Origin of the sequence: Streptomyces sp. NPDC002838, assembly GCF_040295365.1 — a bacterium.
Classification (GTDB): Bacteria; Actinomycetota; Actinomycetes; order Streptomycetales; family Streptomycetaceae; genus Streptomyces.
In genome coordinates, this window is the sequence record NZ_JBEOVF010000011.1 from 26,341 (window position 1) to 43,608 (window position 17,268).

The window sequence follows — 17,268 nt, forward strand, 5'->3', positions numbered from 1 at the left end:
CCCCGCGGTTACACGCTGCTCAGGGTGTTGCAGGATCAGCTGCTCTTGACCTTGATCTCGCCGCTGATGATCTTCTCCTTGGCCGTCTTGATGGCTTCCTGGACCTCGGCGTCATCCGCGAACTTCGGGTTGGAGTTCGACAGGCTCACCTCGCCGGTCTTCAGATCGCCCCTGACGATACCGGTCTCGGGCTTGCCGTCCTCGACCGACTTAGCCAGGTTGTACACCGCCTTGGCGACGTCCTTCATCGCCGAGGTCAGGATGGAGTCCTTGTACTTGGCGAGGGCTTCCTGCTTGTACTGGTCGGAGTCGACGCCGATCGCCCACACCTTGTTGGCGGCGGCGGCCTCGATCACGCCCTGACCGGACAGACCGGCGGCCGCGTAGACGACGTCGGCCTTCTTCTCGATCTGGCCCTCGGCGGCCGTTTTGCCCTTGTCCGGGCTGGAGAAACCGCCCTCCTCGGCCGTCTGGGTCAGGTACTGGGACAGGACCTGGACCTTGGGGTTGGTGTCCTTGACGCCCTGCGCGAAGCCCGCCTGGAACTTGTGGATCAGCGGGATGTCCACACCGCCGACGAAGCCGACGACGTTCGACTTGGTGCTCTTGGCCGCGGCGACACCGGCGAGGTAGGAGGCCTGCTCCTCGGAGAAGACCAGGTCGGCCACGTTCTTCGCGCTGATCGTGGAGTCGTCCACGATGCCGAACGTGACGTCCGGGTACTTCGCCGCGGCCTCCTTGACGGCCGGCGCGTACGCGTAGCCGACGCCGATCACCGGGTTGTGGCCCTGCTTCGCCAGCGAGACCAGGCGCTGGGTCTTGTCGGCGTCCGTCTCGCCCTCGGTGGGCTCGATGTCGGCCGTGTCGTAGCCGAACTCCTTCTCCGCCCGCTCCAGGCCCGCGTACGCCGCGTCGTTGAAGGACTGGTCGCCCTTGCCGCCGACGTCGTACGCGATGGCGAGACCCATGTTGCCCTTCTCGTCCGACGAGCCGGAGGTCGAGGTGGAGCCGCAGGCGGCGAGGGCGAGGGCCAGAGAGGCGGTCGCTGCGCCTGCGACCGTGATCCGGGAAATCCGGCGCATGTGTGGTGCTCCTGTCGTACTAGCGGGTCCGGGGTGATGCGGATGCGTTCCCGTGCCCGCCGCGGTAGCGGCTTGCGTCGCCGCCGGTGCGTGCTCTCGGCGTGCCGGCGACGTGGGGACGTGCGCGCACTTCCCCGGGGTCGCCCAGCGCCGGACTGGTTCGGCTGCGGCACTGGCTTCGCCGCAGATTAACGCGCGTAGACCTGCCTGAAAACCCCTTCTGTCCACCTTGTTATCGGGCCGTGGCCGAGGCGTACGACACAGCGGGGGGGGCCCCCCCGGGGCCCCCCCCCGCTCATGACCTCGCCGTACTCGGCGTACTACTCGGTCTTGACCTTGATCGTCCCGTCGATGATGCCCGTCTTGGCCTCGGCCACCGCGGCGGAGAGGCCCGCGATCTTCGCGAACTCGGGGTTGCTCTCGGCCAGGCCGACGCCGTTCACCTTCAGGTCGAAGGTCTGGGTGCCGGTCAGCGGCTTGTCGTCCTCGACGGACTTGGCCAGGGCGTACACCGCGCCGCCGACGTCCTTCAGGGCGGAGGTCAGGATGTAGTTCTTGTACGACGCGAGGGCCGCCTGCTGGTACTGGTCGGAGTCGACGCCGATCGCCCAGACCTTCGCCTTGGCGGCGGCCTCGATCACGCCCTGACCGGACAGACCGGCCGCCTGGTAGACGACGTCGGCCTTCTTCTCGATCTGGCCCTCGGCGGCGGCCTTGCCCTTGTCCGGGCTGGAGAAGCCGCCCTCCTCGGCGGTCTGGGTCAGGTACTGCGAGATGACCTTGACCTTGCCGCCGCTGGTCTCCTGGACGCCCTGCTTGTAGCCGGCCTCGAACTTGTGGATCAGCGGGATGTCGACACCGCCCACGAAGCCGACGGTGTTCGTCTTGGTGGCCTTGGCCGCGGCGACGCCGGCGAGGTAGGAGGCCTGCTCCTCGGCGAAGACGAGGGAGGCGACGTTGTCGCCCTCGACCACGGAGTCGACGATGCCGAAGGTGGTCTTCGGGTACTTCGCGGCCACGTTCTTCATCGCCGTGCCGTAGGCGTAGCCGATGCCGATGACGGGGTTGTACCCCTGCCGCGCCAGCGAGGCCAGGCGCTGCTCCTTGTCGGCGTCCGTCTCGCCCTCGGTGGGCTCGACGTCGTCGGTCTTGTAGCCGAACTCCTTCTGGGCCTTCTGCAGGCCGGAGTACGCGGCGTCGTTGAAGGACTGGTCGCCCTTGCCGCCGATGTCGTAGGCGATGGCGAGCCCAAGGTCCTCCTTGGCACCGGCGTCACTGTTCTCACTGCTGGTGCCACCGCAGGCCGTTGCGGCGAGTGCGAGCGACGCGACCCCCACCGCGACGCGGGTCAGTTTGGATATCGGACGCATCAGAAGTTCCCCATTCTCCACAGCCCCGCAGAGGGTGCTCAGTTCGGCGCAGAGTAACGCGCGTAGACACTCCTGGGAACGGGGTACCGCTGGACGTTATCCATTCGTGGCGCCGGTTACGTCCTTGTCACCTTCTCAGCCGTAAACAGACTAGTTGCGCAGGTCCCTGTCCACACCTCGTCGCCCTCCCGACTGCCCTCAGCGACAGGCGGTCACGGGTCGCGTCTTCCGAGGCAACCCCGGTGTCCAGCGCGCTGAAACCATCGTGAAACCGCGCTGAATGCGCCCTGCCGCAACCTCTGCGGCATGACGACAACGACTTCGCACTCACCCGCCATCGCGGCCAAGGGGCTGCGCAAGGCCTACGGGGACAAGACGGTCCTCGACGGCATCGACCTGGCGGTGCCGGCCGGCACGGTCTTCTCCCTGCTCGGCCCGAACGGCGCCGGGAAGACCACCGCCGTAAAGATCCTCTCCACCCTCATCACCGCCGACGCCGGCGACCTGCACGTCGGCGGCCACGACCTGGCCACCGACCCGCAGGCCGTGCGCGCCGCGATCGGGGTCACCGGGCAGTTCTCCGCCGTCGACGGACTGATCACCGGCGAGGAGAACATGCTCCTCATGGCGGACCTGCACCACCTCTCGCGCCACGAGGGCCGCCGCACCGCCGTCGAGCTGCTTGAGCGCTTCGACCTGGTGGAGGCCGCGAAGAAGCCCGTCTCCACCTACTCCGGCGGCATGAAGCGCCGCCTCGACATCGCGATGACCCTGGTCGGCGACCCGCGGATCATCTTCCTCGACGAGCCGACCACCGGCCTCGACCCGCGCAGCCGCCACAACATGTGGGGGATCATCCGCGAGCTGGTCTCCGGCGGCGTCACCGTCTTCCTCACCACCCAGTACCTGGAGGAGGCCGACGAGCTCGCCGACCGCATCGCGGTGCTCAACGACGGCAAGATCGCCGCCCAGGGCACCGCCGAGGAGCTGAAGCGGCTCATCCCGGGCGGACATGTCCGGCTCCGCTTCACCGACCCGGCGGCGTACCAGTCCGCCGCCGTCGCCCTGCGCGAAGCCACCAGGGACGACGAGGCGCTGTCGCTGCAGATCCCCAGCGACGGCAGCCAGCGCGAGCTGCGCTCCATCCTCGACTGGCTGGACTCGGCCGGCGTCGAGGCGGACGAGCTGACCGTGCACACCCCCGACCTCGACGACGTGTTCTTCGCCCTGACCGGCGGCACCGCCCGGCCCAAGACCAACCAGCCCAAGGAGACTGTCCGATGAGCGCCCTCTCCCATGCCGTACGCGACTCGAACACGATGCTGCGCCGCAACCTGCTGCACGCGCGGCGCTACCCGTCCATGACCCTGAACCTGCTACTCACGCCGATCATGCTGCTGCTGCTCTTCGTCTACATCTTCGGAGACGTGATGAGCGCGGGCATCGGTGGCGGTGGCGCCGACCGCTCCGACTACATCGCCTACGTCGTCCCGGGCCTGCTGCTGATGACCATCGGCAGCACCGTGATCGGGGCCGCGATCTCCGTCTCCATGGACATGACCGAGGGCCTCATCGCCCGCTTCCGCACGATGGCGGTCTACCGAGGCTCTCTGCTCATCGGGCACGTCGTCGGCAGCGTGCTGCAGGTACTCGCCAGCCTGGTCCTCGTGGGCGCCGTCGCCGTGGCCATCGGCTTCCGGTCCACGGACGCCACAGCCCTGGAGTGGTTTGCGGCGTTCGGGCTGATCACGCTGTTCGCCCTGGCACTCACCTGGATCGCGGTCGGCATGGGCATGGCCAGCCCGAACCCCGAGGCGGCCAGCAACATGGCCATGCCGCTGATCCTCCTGCCGCTCATCTCCAGCGCCTTCATCCCGGCCGACACGATGCCGGGCTGGTTCCAGCCGATCGCCGAGTACCAGCCGTTCACACCGGCCATCGAGACCCTGCGCGGCCTGCTGCTCGGCACCGAGATCGGCAACAACGGGTGGATCGCGATCGCCTGGTGCGTCGGCCTGACCGCGCTCGGCTACCGCTGGTCGACGGCGTTGTTCAACCGCGACCCGAAGTAACCGCCATGACAGCGCGGGCCGCCTCCCGCAGCTCGTCCCGCTCCAGGGCGGCGTACTCCGACACCGCGTCGGCGTACGCCGCCCTGTCGGCGTCCTCGGCCGCCTTCCGGGCGCGGTCCGCCGACATCGTCGGCTGGAACTCGCGCAGCACCCGCAGCCGTTCGGCCAGCGCGATCATCCGTACGGCACCGGCATCGCCGGACGCGAGCCCCACCATACCCAGCGCGTGCAGCACCGTCCCGAACACAGGGAGCTCCATGGGCGAGCCGGACGGACCGGAGAGCAGGGTCCGCAGCCCCTGCCGCAACCGCTCGACCGGCTCCGCGACCAGCCCCAGACGGCCCGCGTGCGCGTGCGCCGTCACCGCCGCCGACTGGATCTGCAGCACCCACCGGTCGAGGAAGGGGTCACCGCTGTGCATCGAGCCGGCCTCGGGCATCGCCTCCACGGCGCTGCGCCACAAGCCGAGCCCGACCTCCGTCAGCCCGCGGGCGAGCGCGATCTCGGCGCGGCCGCCGGGGTCGGCGCTGTAGAAGTCGTCCTTCTGCGGGGTGTTGTCGCCCTCCGCCTGCCGCAGCCAGTACTCGGCCTCGTCGGGGTCGCCGCGCTGCAGGCAGGCGAGGACGAGGCCCCAGCGGACGCCGATGGAGTCGTGCTCGTCACCGAGCCGCGGCAGCACGTCGAGCGCCGCCTTGAGGTGCCCGTACGCGGCCTCGCCCTGCTCCGTCTGCAAGCACAGGTCACCCAGCCGGGCGTGGCCCATGACCTGGAGGAACGGGTTGTCGACCGGCGCCAGTGCGGCGATGATCCGGCGAGCCGAGGCGAGCGCGCGGTCGATGTCGTGCTCGTACTCCCAGACGTAGGTGGCGACGCCCTCGGCGATGCCGGCGAGCAGCGGCTGCTCGCTGTCGCAGAGCTTCCGCAGCACTTCGTAGTCGGGAGGCTGCATCTCGGGGATCGCGCTCAGCACCACCGCGATGGCGCGCACCAGGGTGTCCGGCGGGGCCGGGGGCAGCCGCCGGAGGGTGACGAGCTGGCGTACGGCGTGCGGGCCGTAGCCCATGAACAGGCTCGCCGTGCACATCACGGCGGCGGCGCGGGTGACTTCGACGTATTCGGGCTCGGGGTAGTAGTGCGACAGCGGCGGGCCGGTGTCCGCGGCGAGGGTGGTGAGGCGGGGGTAGTTGGAGCCGGTGGACCACAGGGCGGCGAGGACGGCGGTGAGGGCGGCGATGGTGGGGCCGTCCGTACGGGCCAGGGCGTGCCGCAGGGCCAGCACCAGGTTGTCCTGCTCGGCCCTGATCCGCTCCCAGGCGGCCAGCGGTTCCGAGCCGAAGAGCCAGTCGTGGTACGCGACCCCGAAGTCCCGCGCCCAGGCGACGAACCGGCCGACGGCCTCCTCGTCCTCGCCCGCCTCCGCACGCCGGGCCGCGCTGAACTCCCGTACGGTTTCCAGCATCCGGAACCGCACGCCGGCCGGGGTGTCGGCGACGGTGAGCAGCGACTGATCGGCCAACTGCTCCAGCAGGAACAGCGCGTCCTCGCCCAGCACCTGCTCCGCCGCCTCGCCCGAGAAGCCGCCGGGGAAGACGGACAGCGTGCGCAGCGCCGCCCTGGCGTCCTCCGCGAGCAGGTTCCAGCTCCAGTCCACGACCGCGTGCAGCGTGCGGTGGCGCTCCGGCACGTCCCGCGCCCCGCCGCGCAGCAGCGCGAACCGGTCGCCGAGGCGGCGGGCGATCTCCGGCACCGACAGCACTCGCACCCGCGCCGCGGCCAGCTCCACGGCGAGCGGCAGCCCGTCGAGGTGGCGGCACAGCCCGGCCACCGCCTCCGGCGGCAGCTCCACGCCGGGCCGGGCGGCCCGGGCCCGCTGCGTGAACAGCTCGACCGAGGTGCCGAGACCGAGCTCCGGCAGCGCGTACACCGCCTCTGATGTGAGGCCGAGGGGGGCCCGGCTGGTGGCGAGCACCCGCAGGTCCTTCGAGGACGAGACCAGGGCCTGTACGAGGTCGGCGGCGCCCCGGACGACCTGCTCGCAGTTGTCCAGCGCCAGCAGAGCGGGCCCGGAGCCGAGCACGCCGAGGATGCCGGACACCGGGTCGGCCGGGGCGTGGCCGCTCATGACGCCGGGCCGCCCCTCGCCCGCACCGAGCGCGGAAGCCACCTCCGCGGCCACGTCCTCGTCCGCAGTGACGCCGGCGAGCGGCACGAAATACACCACGCGCTGCTCGGCCCGGCGGCTGACGGCGTGCGCGAGCCGGGTCTTGCCGAGGCCGCCGGGACCGACGACGGTGACGGCGCGGGAGGCGCGCAGCAGCCGCTCCACCGCCGCGATGTCCTCGTCCCGGCCGAGGAGCGGGTTCGGCTCGTGCGGCACGCCGTGCCTGACCACCGGCGCCTCACCGCGCAGCAGCTCCTGCTGTACGGCCTTGAGTCCGGCGCCCGGATCCGTGCCGAGCTCGTCGCGCAGCTCTCGGCGGTACGCCTCGTAGCGCATCAGCGCGGCGGACGGGCCCGCCGTCGCCGCCTCGCCGCGCAGCAGCTCGGCGAGCACTTCCTCGTCGCGCGGATGCTCCGCGGCGGCCACGGCCAGCGGCCCGGCCGCCTCCGCGTGCCGTCCGAGGCGGGCGAGCGCGAGCGCCCGCGCGCGTATGAGAGTGCCGCGGACGGGGGCGCGCTCGGTGCGCAGCGCGGCTACGGGGTCGTCGGTGTCGTAGGCCCCGTCAGGGGTGCCCTCCCACAGCGCGAGCCCGGCCTCGGCCGCGGCCAGCGATCCGGCGTGGTCCCCGGCCCTGGCCCGGTCCGCGCTGGCGGCGGCGTGCAGCAGCAGGGCGGAGGTGTCGACCTGGTCCTCGGCGAGGGTGAGCCGGTATCCGGTCGGCGTGCTGGCGAGGACGTCGGCGCCCAGCTGCGCCCGCGCCCGGGACACGAGGACCTGCACCGCCTTCGCCGGCCGCTCCGGCAACTCGTCCGGCCACAGCCCTGCCACCAGCCGTTCGGTGCTGCAGCCCGTGCGCAAGTCGCCCGCGAGCAGCGCGAGGAGGCCGCGGAGCCGGGGCGCGGTGACTTCCTGTCCGCGATAGGCGACACGTGGCAGGAGGGTGAGGTCGGTGGTCACCCGTGCAGATTAGCGACGATCGAAAACCTCAGTAGCCGAACGCCTACGGTCCGCCGTCGATGAGCGCGGCCGCGGTGAAGAGTTCCACGCCCACGGTGATCGCCGACTCGTCGACGTCGAAGTCGCCCTGGTGGAGGTCCCGTACGGTCCGCTCGCCGGGCGGGCGGACGCCGAGGCGGGCCATGGCGCCGGGCACGTGCTCCAGGTACCAGGAGAAGTCCTCCCCGCCGAGGCTCTGCTCGGTGCCCTCGACGGAGTCCGCGCCCCGGCGTGCCGTCATGGCGTCCCGGAGCAGGTCGATCGTCCCGGCGTCGTTGACCACGGGCGGGACCCCGCGCACGTAGTTGATCTCCGACTTGGCGCGGTGCAGGTTGGCGACCTCGTCGATCGCGGCGACCACGATGTCGGGCGCCTGCCGCCACGCGTCGATGTCCAGGCACCGTACGGTCGCGGAGAGCTCGGCGTGCTGCGGGATCACGTTCGGGGCGTGGCCGGACTCGATCCGGCCCCAGGTCACGGCCATCCCGGCGCGGGTGTCGACGCGGCGGGCGACGATGGCGGGCACGTCGGTGACGACGCGGGCGGCTGCCGTCACCAGGTCGGTGGTCAGGTGGGGGCGGGCGGTGTGCCCGCCGGGGCCCTCGAGGGCGATCTCCAGCCGGTCGCAGGCGGAGGTGATGGCCCCCGCCCGCAGTCCGATCCTCCCGGCGTCGACCCGGGGGTCGCAGTGCACGGCGATCATCCGCCCGACCCCTTCGAGCACTCCGCAGTCGATGGCGTCGGCGGCGCCGCCGGGCAGCACCTCCTCCGCGGGCTGGAAGAGCAGCCGCACGGGCCGCGGCAGCAGCCCCTGTCTGTGCAGGTCGGCGAGCACGAGTCCGGCGCCCAGCACCACGGCCGTGTGCACGTCGTGCCCGCAGGCGTGGGCGCGGTCCGGCACGGTGGAGCGGTACGGACACTCGGTCTTCATGTCCGGGATGGGCAGGCCGTCGATGTCGGCGCGCAGGGCGAGCATGGGCTGCCCCCCGTCCGAGTCACCGATGTCACAGACGAGGCCGGTCCCGACGGCGAGCACGCGCGGCTTCAGGCCGGCCTTCTCCAGCCGCTCCTTGATCGCCGCGGTGGTGCGGAACTCCTGGTTGCCGAGTTCGGGGTGCATGTGCAGATCGCGCCGGAAGGCGATGAGCTCGGCACGGAGCGCCTCGGGGAGCGCCCCGGGAAGCAGGGCTTCCCCGGGAAGATCGGCCTCGGACTGTAGTGACATCAAGTGGTTCACCCTCTGAAGGGTAGGACGCCCGGGCGGTCGACTGACCTCGATCAACAAAAGATCAGCCCGTCAGGGGAAGAAAATCTGACCGCCGAACGCATATGTACCGTTCCGGATGGGTACACTCGCCCGACTTCCGGCCGAGTGGATGCCGGGTGACGCCGGTGACACGCCGCATGACACCCATCCACTACCTCACGCATACCACGCCTCGCGCGAGTGAGACCGGTCTGTTCACCTGTCGGACTGTTCATCTGTAGGTCGGGTGGGTGTGGTGGTCGCCTCAGTAGGGTGCGGGAGCGTGAGTATCGAGAGCCCGGATTTCTTAACGGCCACCCGTACGTCGTACGACGCGATCGCCGCCCCCTACAGCGAGCGCCACGCCGACCGGCTCGGCGACAGACCCCTGGACCGCGCGCTCGTCACGGCCTTCGCCGAGCAGGTGCGCGCCACCGGGTCGGCCCCCGTGGCGGACCTGGGCAGCGGCCCCGGCCACATCACCGCGCGACTGCACGCGCTGGGCCTGTCGGTGTTCGGTGTCGATGTCTCGCCCCGGATGGTGGAGCTGGCCCGCCGGGCCCACCCCGACCTGCGCTTTCACGTGGGCTCGATGACGTCCCTGGACCTGCCGGACGGGACCCTCGGCGGGATCGCCGCCCTCTATTCGATCATCCACGTCCCGGACGACCGCCTGCCGGAGACGTTCGCCGAGTTCCACCGGGTGCTGGTGCCCGGCGGCCATGTGCTGCTCGTCTTCCAGGCCGGCGACAAGGAGGAGCACCTGCACCTGACGGAGCGGTTCGGGCAGGAGATCTCGCTCGACTACTACCTTCGTACGCCGGACGCGGTGGCCGGCCAGCTCACCGCGGCGGGCCTCCAGGTGCACGCGCGGGTGCTGCGGGAGCCGTACGAGGAGGAGACGCGGCCTCGGGCGTTCCTTTTGGTGAGAAAGCCGACATAGGGGGTACGTCACACCGCGGTGACCGCCGACAGCCGGTGCACGTCGCGGGCCGTCCCCGTCACTCCCGACAGGAAGCCCTGGGCCCGCGGCGAGGCGGTCTCCGTCAGCCACCCGGGGTCGATGTCGCACACCGCCACCTTGACCTCCGTGCCGGAGAGCGCGAGCGGCAGGGTGTGGACGACGGTCGACGGAAAACTCAGGATGGTTCGGCCGACCGGGCCACGGCGGGCGATCAGTTCGAGGGGGAGGTCGGGGCGGACGATCTCCAGGCCCGTCTCCACGGCCAGCCGGTGGAGCTTCTCGGTGCTCTCGCGGCGGTGGGCGAAGTAGCGGGTGGCGCCGTGGGCCTTCGCCAGGGAGGCGACGGCCTCCAGGTACCGGTCGCCGTCCACCACGCCCGTCTCCACCAGCGAGGTGCCGACCATGTCGGCGCCCTTGGTGATGCGGGGCGGGCCGAAGCGGGAGCGGGTCCAGGCGAAGGAGTTCGCGGTCACCGTCACGCCCGGAGGCATCTCCCCCATGGGCATGGAGGAGAAGATCTCCACCCGGCGGTCCTCGCCCGGGGTCAGACGTTTGCGGGCCGCGGACGACACCGGCGCGAAGACCAGGTCGCGGGGGCCGGGGCGGCCGCCCTTGCGGTGCCAGCGCACCAGGCGCTCGCCGCTGGCCAGCTGGGCGACGAACTCCATCGTGGCCGTGCCGTCGTCGACGACGACCAGGTCGCGGGCCTTGGTGATCGTCAGCAGCAGCTGTACGTAGCGGGAAAAGGGGTCACCCAGGACGACCCGGTCGGCCCTGCGGAGCATCCCGGCCAGGCCGCCGATGGTCTGGAACGGGGCCATGGCACCGCCCCGCGCCTCCTCCCAGCGGACCTCGTGGCCCTCCTCGCGGGCGAGTTCGGACATGCGGCGCAGCTGGCCGCGGGTCATGGGGTCGATCGGGGACAGGACGACGAGGGTGAGCCCCGCGCCGGGCGCATGCGCGTGCGCCCACTCCAGCACGTTCAGCAGCTGTACCGGACTCTCCACGAAGGCGAGAGTGCGTGGGCCGGCGGACCCGGCGCGGGGGCTCATCTAAATACGACCGTCCCGTCGTAAGGGATTCTCTGGTGGGGGGTGGTTCAAAACAGGTTCAGAACGGGTTCGGACCGGGCTCAGACCGAGACCGGCTCGCCCGCCGCCGCGGCGATCTCCGCCTCGGCGATGACGCCGGTGACGCGGCGCAGCTTCTTCATCGGGCCGAGCTCGGACTCGTAGACCTTCTTCACGCCGTCACCGAGGGAGGCCTCGATGGTGCGGATGTCGCGCACCAGGCGCGTGAGGCCCTGCGGCTCGACCGAGGCGGCCTGGTCGGAGCCCCACATGGCGCGGTCCAGGGTGATGTGGCGCTCGACGAAGGTGGCGCCGAGGGCGACGGCGGCCAGGGTGGTCTGCAGGCCGGTCTCGTGGCCGGAGTAACCGATCGGGACGTTCGGGTACTCCTGCTGGAGGGTGTTGATCACGCGCAGGTTGAGCTCCTCGGCCTTGGCCGGGTAGGTCGACGTGGCGTGGCAGAGCAGGATGTTGTCGCTGCCGAGGACCTCGACCGCGTGGCGGATCTGCTTCGGGGTCGACATGCCGGTGGAGAGGATGACCGTACGGCCCGTCGAGCGCAGGGCGCGCAGCAGCTCGTCGTCGGTCAGGGAGGCGGAGGCCACCTTGTGGGCGGGGACGTCGAACTTCTCCAGGAAGGCGACGGCCTCGGTGTCCCACGGGGAGGCGAACCAGTCGATGTTCTTGGTCTTGCAGTAGTCGTCGATCTGGCGGTACTCGTCCTCGCCGAACTCCACGCGGTGGCGGTAGTCGATGTACGTCATCCGGCCCCAGGGGGTGTCGCGCTCGATGTCCCACTGGTCGCGCGGGGTGCAGATCTCCGGGGTGCGCTTCTGGAACTTGACGGCGTCGCAGCCGGCCTCGGCGGCCGCGTCGATCAGCTTGAAGGCGTTCCCCAGCTCACCGTTGTGGTTGATGCCGATCTCGCCGGTGATGTAGACCGGCTGGCCCGGGCCGGCGGTCTTCGAACCGAACTGACGCAGACGGGAGTTGGTGCTCATGGCAGGAACTGTCCTTACTTAGGGGACTTGGCGGGGATGTCGAGAGAAGGCCCGAGGATCCAGCTGGCGATCTCTCGGATCGCGCCGTCGCCACCGGGGACGGTGGTGACCGCGCGTGCGGCGCCGCGCACGACGTCGTGGGCGCTCGCGACCGCCACGGGCCAGCCGACGAGGGCGAAGCACGGGAGGTCGTTGACGTCGTTGCCGACGTAGAGCACGCGCTCAGGCGCGATGCCCTGCTCCTCGCACCACTGCTTCAGCGCGAGGTCCTTGCGGTCGATGCCGTGCAGGACCGGGATCTTGAGCTTCCGGGCCCGGGCGGCGACGACCGGGTTCACTTCCGTGGACAGGATCAGCATGTTCAGGCCGCTCTTGCGCAGGGCGGCGATGCCGAGGCCGTCTCCGCGGTGCACGGAGACGAACTCCTTTCCATCGGCGTCGATCAGCACCCGGTCATCGGTCTGGGTGCCGTCGAAGTCCAGTACGACCGCGTCGATGTCGTCGGCGGTCGGGAGGGCGCCTGGCCGGTCGGCGTCGAACAGCGGCGCCAGTGCCCGGGCGCGGGCGAGGTCGTGCGGGTCGTCGATCTCCAGCACGCGGGCCGGGTCGGTGCGTACGAGCTCCGTGTGGCCGAAGAAGCGGTGCTGGTGCTTGCGGAAGCCGGCCGCGTCCATCGCGTAGGCGGCGCCGGTCTCCAGCAGGTCCTGGGGGCGGTCCTGGCGGCGGGGGCGGAAGGACTTGTCGTGGTTGACGCCGTAACCGCCGCTCACCTCACCGGTGTCGGCCTGATCAGCCGTCTCATCCGCGTCCCGCCAGATGAACCCGTGGAAGGGCGCCACGGTCACCGCCGTGTCGGCCCCGTTCTCCACGACCGCGCCGGCCACCCCGTCGATGTCCTCGCGGAGGCTGAACGGGCTGGTGCACTGCACCAGAAGCACGACGTCGACAGCCGACCCGTGCAGCGCCTCGTGCGCGTCCATCGCGTGCAGGACCGCGGCCTCCGAGGTCGCCATGTCGCCGGCGATGGCGGCCGGCCGCAGCACGACCTCCGCGCCGGCCTCGCGGGCCGCCGCCGCGATGGTCTGGTCGTCGGTGGACACGACCACGTCCGTCACCAGGCGGGTCGCCCGGCACTCGCGCACCGCCCGCGCCACCAGCGGCACGCCCCCGACGGGGGCGAGGTTCTTCGCGGGGACGCCCTTGGAGCCGCCGCGGGCGGGGATCACCGCGAGCACCCGGCGCACCGAAGCGCCTTGGCCCGCTTCCGGGTTGGACATGGGTTCAGCTCCTTGAAAGGGAATCGGGCGGCGGCTCACAGCTCGCCCATCCGCCGGATGACGGGCGCGACCCGCTGCACCCCGTGCCGGTAGGCGCCGCGCGCCGCCCGGCGCACGATCTGCCGGACCGGGCCGGGGTCCTTGTCGGCCGCGGGCGCGCCGGGCAGCGGGCTGCCGTCCGGGCCGAGGTGGTGGCGGGCGAGGATGCCGGGCAGGTAGCCGGGCGCGGTCGCGGGTGTGTAGTACGGAGTGAGGGGCGGCAGGCCGCCGGGCAGGGCGAGCAGCTTGGCGATGCGCTCGCGGGCCGCGTCGAAGGCGGTCGCGTACGAGCCGTCGGCGGCGACGCCCTGCCGGGCCACCCACTCCTCGTCGGGCGACGGCCGGTGTCCGGCGTCGAGCTGGTCCCAGGAGGCGAGGCATCCGGAGCCGACGAAGTGGTGGTTGCCGAGCACCTCACGGACACCGAGGTCGGTGAGGACGACGGTGGGGACACGGCGGTGCAGTGACTCGAGGGCGGCCGTGGAGCTGATGGTCACCAGCAGGTCGGTCCGGTCGAGGACCTCGCCCATGTTGCCGTACACCAGACGGAAGTTGGACGGCAGCTCCAGTCGCTGCGCCAGCTTCTGGTAGGGCAACTCCTCGATGTGCGTGGTGTGTTCGCCGGGCTTGGAGCGCAGCTTGAGCAGCACCTCGCGCTCGGGGTGCAGCCGCGCGTGCCGGACGAGCCGCTCCAGCAGGTACGTACGGTCCTTGCGGCTGTCCGGCACGGAGGGCTGGGCGGCGAACACGACGGTGTAGGGGTCGTGCTCACCGGCGTAGGGGGCGCCCCCCAGGAACGGCAGTGCCACCTCGGTCACCGACGAGGAGTCGGCGCCCACCCCTTCGTACACGGCGCGGAAACGCTCCGCGTCCTGGCGGGAGTTGGCGAGGACGAGGTCGGCGCCGTGCCGCAGCAGCAGGCCGTCGGCGAGCTTCTCGTAGACGACGCCGACGTAGCCGGTGACGACGACGGGACGCTTCTCGCGGCCCTCCCACACGCGCTTGAGGCCGTGCAGCATCGCCTGCACGCCGCCGCCGACGAGGGCGACGACGACGACGTCGTACTCCTCCTCGGCCATGGCGCGCAGGAATTCGACGGCCGTGACCTCCCGCAGGGAATCGGCGCGCACCCCCACCTCTTGAAGCTGGCGCGCGGTGGGCGTGGCCCGGCCGCGCAGCAGGAATCCGCTCAGCGCGGGGCGGACTTGCGCGTCCTCGCGCGTTGCGGCTTCCATGGACGGGCCCGGAGCGATGCGGTCCGCGGTCAGAGCACCCCATTTCCAGCGGGTGTCCGAGTCCGCGAGGACGGCGATTCGCGGGGGCTTCGTTTTGCTTGGTGGCACGAGGAAGACGCTAGGAAGCAATTTCTAGGTCCGGCCCAACCGTGAATCAACGAAAAGTTAACAACAGCCCACCGCGAGCCGAACTGGCCCGCCGGAGAGCGGAAAGTACACGGGATGCACCGTTCCGACACATTGAGTTCACCCCCCGTACCCTCACCGGAAAGTTCCGCAGCCGGGCAGCCTTCTAACCTTTTGCAGGTGCCAAAGCTTTCCGTGATCGTGCCGTTCTACAACGTGCAGCAATACGCCCCGGACACCCTCAGAAGCCTTCGAATGAACGCCCGGCGCGACTTCGAGTTCGTGCTGGTGGACGACAAATCCAAGGACGAAACCCCGGCGATTCTCGAACGAGCCGCCGAGGAACTCTCGGACGTCGCCCAGATCCGTTACATCCGCCACGAGGTGAACGGCGGCCTCGCCACCGCCCGCAACACCGGCCTCGACGCGGCGCAGGGCGAGTACCTGACGTTCCTGGACGGCGACGACTGGATGGCCCCCGGCTACCTCTCCGAACTGGTGTCCGCCATCGAGGAGTTGGGCTGCGACTTCATCCGCACCGACCATGTGCAGGCCACCGCCCGCGCGCGTTCCGTGCACCGGGCCCCGGTCGGGCTGCGTGACGAGGTGATGAACCCGCGCGAGGCGATCCTGCCCGCCGACCGCACCACCTCGGTCGACTACGCCTACGCCTGGGCCGGCGCCTACCACCGCCGCCTGCTCGACAAGGGCGTGCTGCACTTCACCGACGGGCTGCGCACGGCCGAGGACCGGCCGTGGATCTGGAAGCTGCACCGCGAGGCGGAGTCGTTCGCCGTGGTGAGCCTGCTCGGCGTGTTCTACCGGCGCGGGGTCGCCTCCTCCCTGACACAGATCGGTGACGTCCGCCAGCTCGACTTCATCCGCGCCTTCGACCAGGTGATCGAGGAGACGGCCGCGGATCCGGACGCCGACCGGCTGCTGCCGAAGGCGGTGCGCACGTACTGCGCGATCATCGCCCACCACCTCTCCGACGAGTCCAAGTGGGAACCGGCCGTGGCCAAGCGGCTGCGGGCGATGAGCGCGGCGGCGATAAAGCGCATGCCGCAGGACGCGCTCGGTGACGTACTCGAGACCATGGACATGCGCCGCTCCTCCAAGCTCAGGCGGCTGCGGCGCCGGGCCACCACAGCGAAGGCGGCCGCCTGATGCCCCGCACGACTCAGATCTTCTGCGCCTCGACGCTGTACGGCGCCGCCACCCTGGCCGCCGCGATCGACTCCGACCTGTTCACCGAGCCGGACCGACGGATACTTCTGGTTTTCAACAACTCCACGAACCCGGAGACCACTCCGCCCCTCGACGAGATGCCGGGCTTCGAGCCGCTGCGCAGCCACTTCGACGACGTGGTGTCCTGGAACGAGGCCATTCACCCCTTCCACCCCGGCTCCTGGACCCCGCGCCCCGACGACATCCCCCTCTTCGAGCGCTACCTGCGGCTGCTGTGGGGCCTCGGCGACGACCGGGTGGAACTCGCCCTGGAGTCCATCCAGGTCACCCCCGCCCTCACCGTCGCCCAGCTGTTCACCGGCGCCCCCGTCGATGTCTACGCCGACGGCCTGATGAGTTACGGCCCCACCCGCAACAAGCTCGACCCGCTGGTCGGCACGCGGGTGCGGCGCCTGCTCCATCTGGACCTGGTGCCGGGCCTCACGCCGATGCTGCTGACCGAGTTCGACGTGCCGCCGCACGTGGTGCCGGCGCCGGCGTTCCTGAAGGTGATGGGCGAGCTGACCGCCACCGTCGCCGAGCTGCCGGTCCTGCCGGACAACGCGGCGCTGCTGCTGGGCCAGTACCTGTCCGCGCTGAACATCCTCTCCCCCAAGGAGGAAGAGGACCTGCACGTGCGGATGATGCGGGGCGCGGTCGCCCGCGGTCACCGCTCGGTCGTCTTCAAGCCGCACCCCACCGCGCCGGCCCGCTACAGCCGGGTCCTGGAGACCGAGGCCGAGAAGCTGGGCGTCGACCTCACCGTCCTGGACACGCCCGTCCTCGCCGAGGTGCTGTTCGAGCAGGCGCGGCCCGGGCTGGTCGTCGGCTGCTTCTCGACCGCGCTGTTCACGGCTTCCTCCTTCTACGACCTGCCGGTCGCCCGCATCGGCACCGAGCCGCTCCTTGACCGGCTGACGCCCTACCAGAACAGCAACCGGGTCCCGGCCGTGCTGGCCGACGCCTTCCTGCCGGACCTGGAGGAGCGCAAGGGCGAGGGGGCCGTCCCCGCCGACGAGCTGAACGGCCTGGTCACCGCGGTCGGCTTCAGCATGCAGCCGCAGATCTACCCGAGGCTGCGGCCGGTGGCGGAGCGCTACCTCTCGAAGCACTTCGGCCCGCGCACCCAGCGCTACTTCAAGCGCAAGCGGCTGACGTCGCTGGGGTTGCCGGGGGGGATTCCGGAGAGGCTGGCGTTTCTACCGCGCAACTCGACCGCGCGGCGGGTGGTGCGGCGGGCGCGGGCGTTGAAGAAGGCCGTGAAGCGCTGAGCGAATCAGGGGTGAACACCGCGGCACCCCAGGGTGACGCCCCGGAAAAGGCCAGATCACATCGGTGGTCTGGCCTTCTCGGAGTGCTCCGGAACCTCGGACAACCCGCCATCACGCCCCTACGATCGCGT

The 17,268-nt window shown here is 70.9% G+C and carries 13 protein-coding genes; 5 read left to right on the forward strand and 8 right to left on the reverse strand.

Going from position 1 to position 17,268, the window contains the following annotated elements:
- Nucleotides 1-35: 35 nt before the first annotated feature.
- Entirely contained in the window at nucleotides 36-1,082 is a 1,047-nt protein-coding gene (locus ABT063_RS16755; protein ID WP_351058093.1) for a BMP family lipoprotein, read from the reverse strand.
- A gap of 320 nt (nucleotides 1,083-1,402) precedes the next feature.
- Nucleotides 1,403-2,452, reverse strand: a complete 1,050-nt coding sequence (locus ABT063_RS16760) for a BMP family lipoprotein (protein WP_351058094.1) — start codon at nucleotides 2,450-2,452, stop codon at nucleotides 1,403-1,405.
- Nucleotides 2,453-2,758: 306 nt separating this feature from the next.
- On the opposite strand from ABT063_RS16760, the gene ABT063_RS16765 reads away from it, so the two are divergent.
- Together ABT063_RS16765 and ABT063_RS16770 are read left to right on the forward strand one after the other, a co-directional pair.
- Nucleotides 2,759-3,736 (forward strand): ATP-binding cassette domain-containing protein, encoded by a 978-nt coding sequence (locus ABT063_RS16765; RefSeq protein WP_351058095.1) that lies wholly within the window; start codon nucleotides 2,759-2,761, stop codon nucleotides 3,734-3,736.
- Nucleotides 3,733-4,524 (forward strand): ABC transporter permease, encoded by a 792-nt coding sequence (locus ABT063_RS16770; protein WP_351058096.1) that lies wholly within the window; start codon nucleotides 3,733-3,735, stop codon nucleotides 4,522-4,524. Before ABT063_RS16765 ends, ABT063_RS16770 begins: the two co-directional genes overlap by 4 nt.
- On the opposite strand, the gene ABT063_RS16775 is transcribed toward ABT063_RS16770, so the two are convergent.
- Together ABT063_RS16775 and ABT063_RS16780 are read right to left on the reverse strand one after the other, a co-directional pair.
- Complete coding sequence (locus ABT063_RS16775; RefSeq protein ID WP_351058097.1) at nucleotides 4,505-7,642, reverse strand: ATP-binding protein; 3,138 nt, start codon at nucleotides 7,640-7,642, stop codon at nucleotides 4,505-4,507. The two genes, ABT063_RS16770 and ABT063_RS16775, sit on opposite strands and share 20 nt — an antisense overlap.
- 43 nt (nucleotides 7,643-7,685) lie before the next feature.
- Entirely contained in the window at nucleotides 7,686-8,906 is a 1,221-nt protein-coding gene (locus tag ABT063_RS16780) for a M20 family metallopeptidase (RefSeq protein WP_351058098.1), read from the reverse strand.
- Between the two features lie 304 nt (nucleotides 8,907-9,210).
- Between ABT063_RS16780 and ABT063_RS16785 the strand changes: the two genes are divergently transcribed.
- A complete protein-coding gene (locus ABT063_RS16785; RefSeq protein WP_351058099.1) occupies nucleotides 9,211-9,870 on the forward strand; it encodes a class I SAM-dependent DNA methyltransferase in 660 nt (219 codons plus the stop codon).
- A gap of 8 nt (nucleotides 9,871-9,878) precedes the next feature.
- Here the strand turns inward: ABT063_RS16785 and ABT063_RS16790 are convergent, their stop codons facing one another.
- The 4 genes from ABT063_RS16790 to ABT063_RS16805 all read right to left on the reverse strand — a co-directional run bounded on the left by ABT063_RS16790 (nucleotide 9,879) and on the right by ABT063_RS16805 (nucleotide 14,621).
- Complete coding sequence (locus ABT063_RS16790; RefSeq protein ID WP_351058100.1) at nucleotides 9,879-10,943, reverse strand: hypothetical protein; 1,065 nt, start codon at nucleotides 10,941-10,943, stop codon at nucleotides 9,879-9,881.
- Nucleotides 10,944-11,023: 80 nt separating this feature from the next.
- Nucleotides 11,024-11,962 carry an N-acetylneuraminate synthase family protein gene (locus ABT063_RS16795; protein ID WP_351058101.1) on the reverse strand — a complete coding sequence of 313 codons (939 nt, stop codon included), beginning with the start codon at nucleotides 11,960-11,962 and terminating at the stop codon, nucleotides 11,024-11,026.
- 14 nt (nucleotides 11,963-11,976) lie between these two features.
- Nucleotides 11,977-13,239, reverse strand: a complete 1,263-nt coding sequence (locus tag ABT063_RS16800; RefSeq protein WP_351058102.1) for a cytidylyltransferase domain-containing protein — start codon at nucleotides 13,237-13,239, stop codon at nucleotides 11,977-11,979.
- A gap of 35 nt (nucleotides 13,240-13,274) precedes the next feature.
- On the reverse strand, nucleotides 13,275-14,621 hold the full coding sequence (locus tag ABT063_RS16805; protein ID WP_351058103.1) for a DUF6716 putative glycosyltransferase: 1,347 nt from the start codon (nucleotides 14,619-14,621) through the stop codon (nucleotides 13,275-13,277).
- A gap of 198 nt (nucleotides 14,622-14,819) precedes the next feature.
- Here ABT063_RS16805 and ABT063_RS16810 point away from each other — a divergent pair, with 198 nt between their 5' ends.
- Nucleotides 14,820-15,806 carry a glycosyltransferase family 2 protein gene (locus ABT063_RS16810; RefSeq protein ID WP_351058104.1) on the forward strand — a complete coding sequence of 329 codons (987 nt, stop codon included), beginning with the start codon at nucleotides 14,820-14,822 and terminating at the stop codon, nucleotides 15,804-15,806.
- Nucleotides 15,806-17,137 carry an alpha-2,8-polysialyltransferase family protein gene (locus ABT063_RS16815; protein WP_351058105.1) on the forward strand — a complete coding sequence of 444 codons (1,332 nt, stop codon included), beginning with the start codon at nucleotides 15,806-15,808 and terminating at the stop codon, nucleotides 17,135-17,137. The genes ABT063_RS16810 and ABT063_RS16815 overlap by 1 nt, the downstream gene beginning before the upstream one ends.
- The last annotated feature ends 131 nt before the right edge of the window (nucleotides 17,138-17,268 follow it).

Coding starts and splice junctions, on each gene's coding strand:
- ABT063_RS16800 (WP_351058102.1), bottom strand. CDS start 13,239: ATGTCCAACCCGGAAGCGGGCCAAGGCGCTTCGGTGCGCCGGGTGCTC.
- ABT063_RS16795 (WP_351058101.1), bottom strand. CDS start 11,962: ATGAGCACCAACTCCCGTCTGCGTCAGTTCGGTTCGAAGACCGCCGGC.
- ABT063_RS16770 (WP_351058096.1), top strand. CDS start 3,733: ATGAGCGCCCTCTCCCATGCCGTACGCGACTCGAACACGATGCTGCGC.
- ABT063_RS16765 (WP_351058095.1), top strand. CDS start 2,759: ATGACGACAACGACTTCGCACTCACCCGCCATCGCGGCCAAGGGGCTG.
- ABT063_RS16780 (WP_351058098.1), bottom strand. CDS start 8,906: ATGTCACTACAGTCCGAGGCCGATCTTCCCGGGGAAGCCCTGCTTCCC.
- ABT063_RS16755 (WP_351058093.1), bottom strand. CDS start 1,082: ATGCGCCGGATTTCCCGGATCACGGTCGCAGGCGCAGCGACCGCCTCT.
- ABT063_RS16760 (WP_351058094.1), bottom strand. CDS start 2,452: ATGCGTCCGATATCCAAACTGACCCGCGTCGCGGTGGGGGTCGCGTCG.
- ABT063_RS16815 (WP_351058105.1), top strand. CDS start 15,806: ATGCCCCGCACGACTCAGATCTTCTGCGCCTCGACGCTGTACGGCGCC.
- ABT063_RS16790 (WP_351058100.1), bottom strand. CDS start 10,943: ATGAGCCCCCGCGCCGGGTCCGCCGGCCCACGCACTCTCGCCTTCGTG.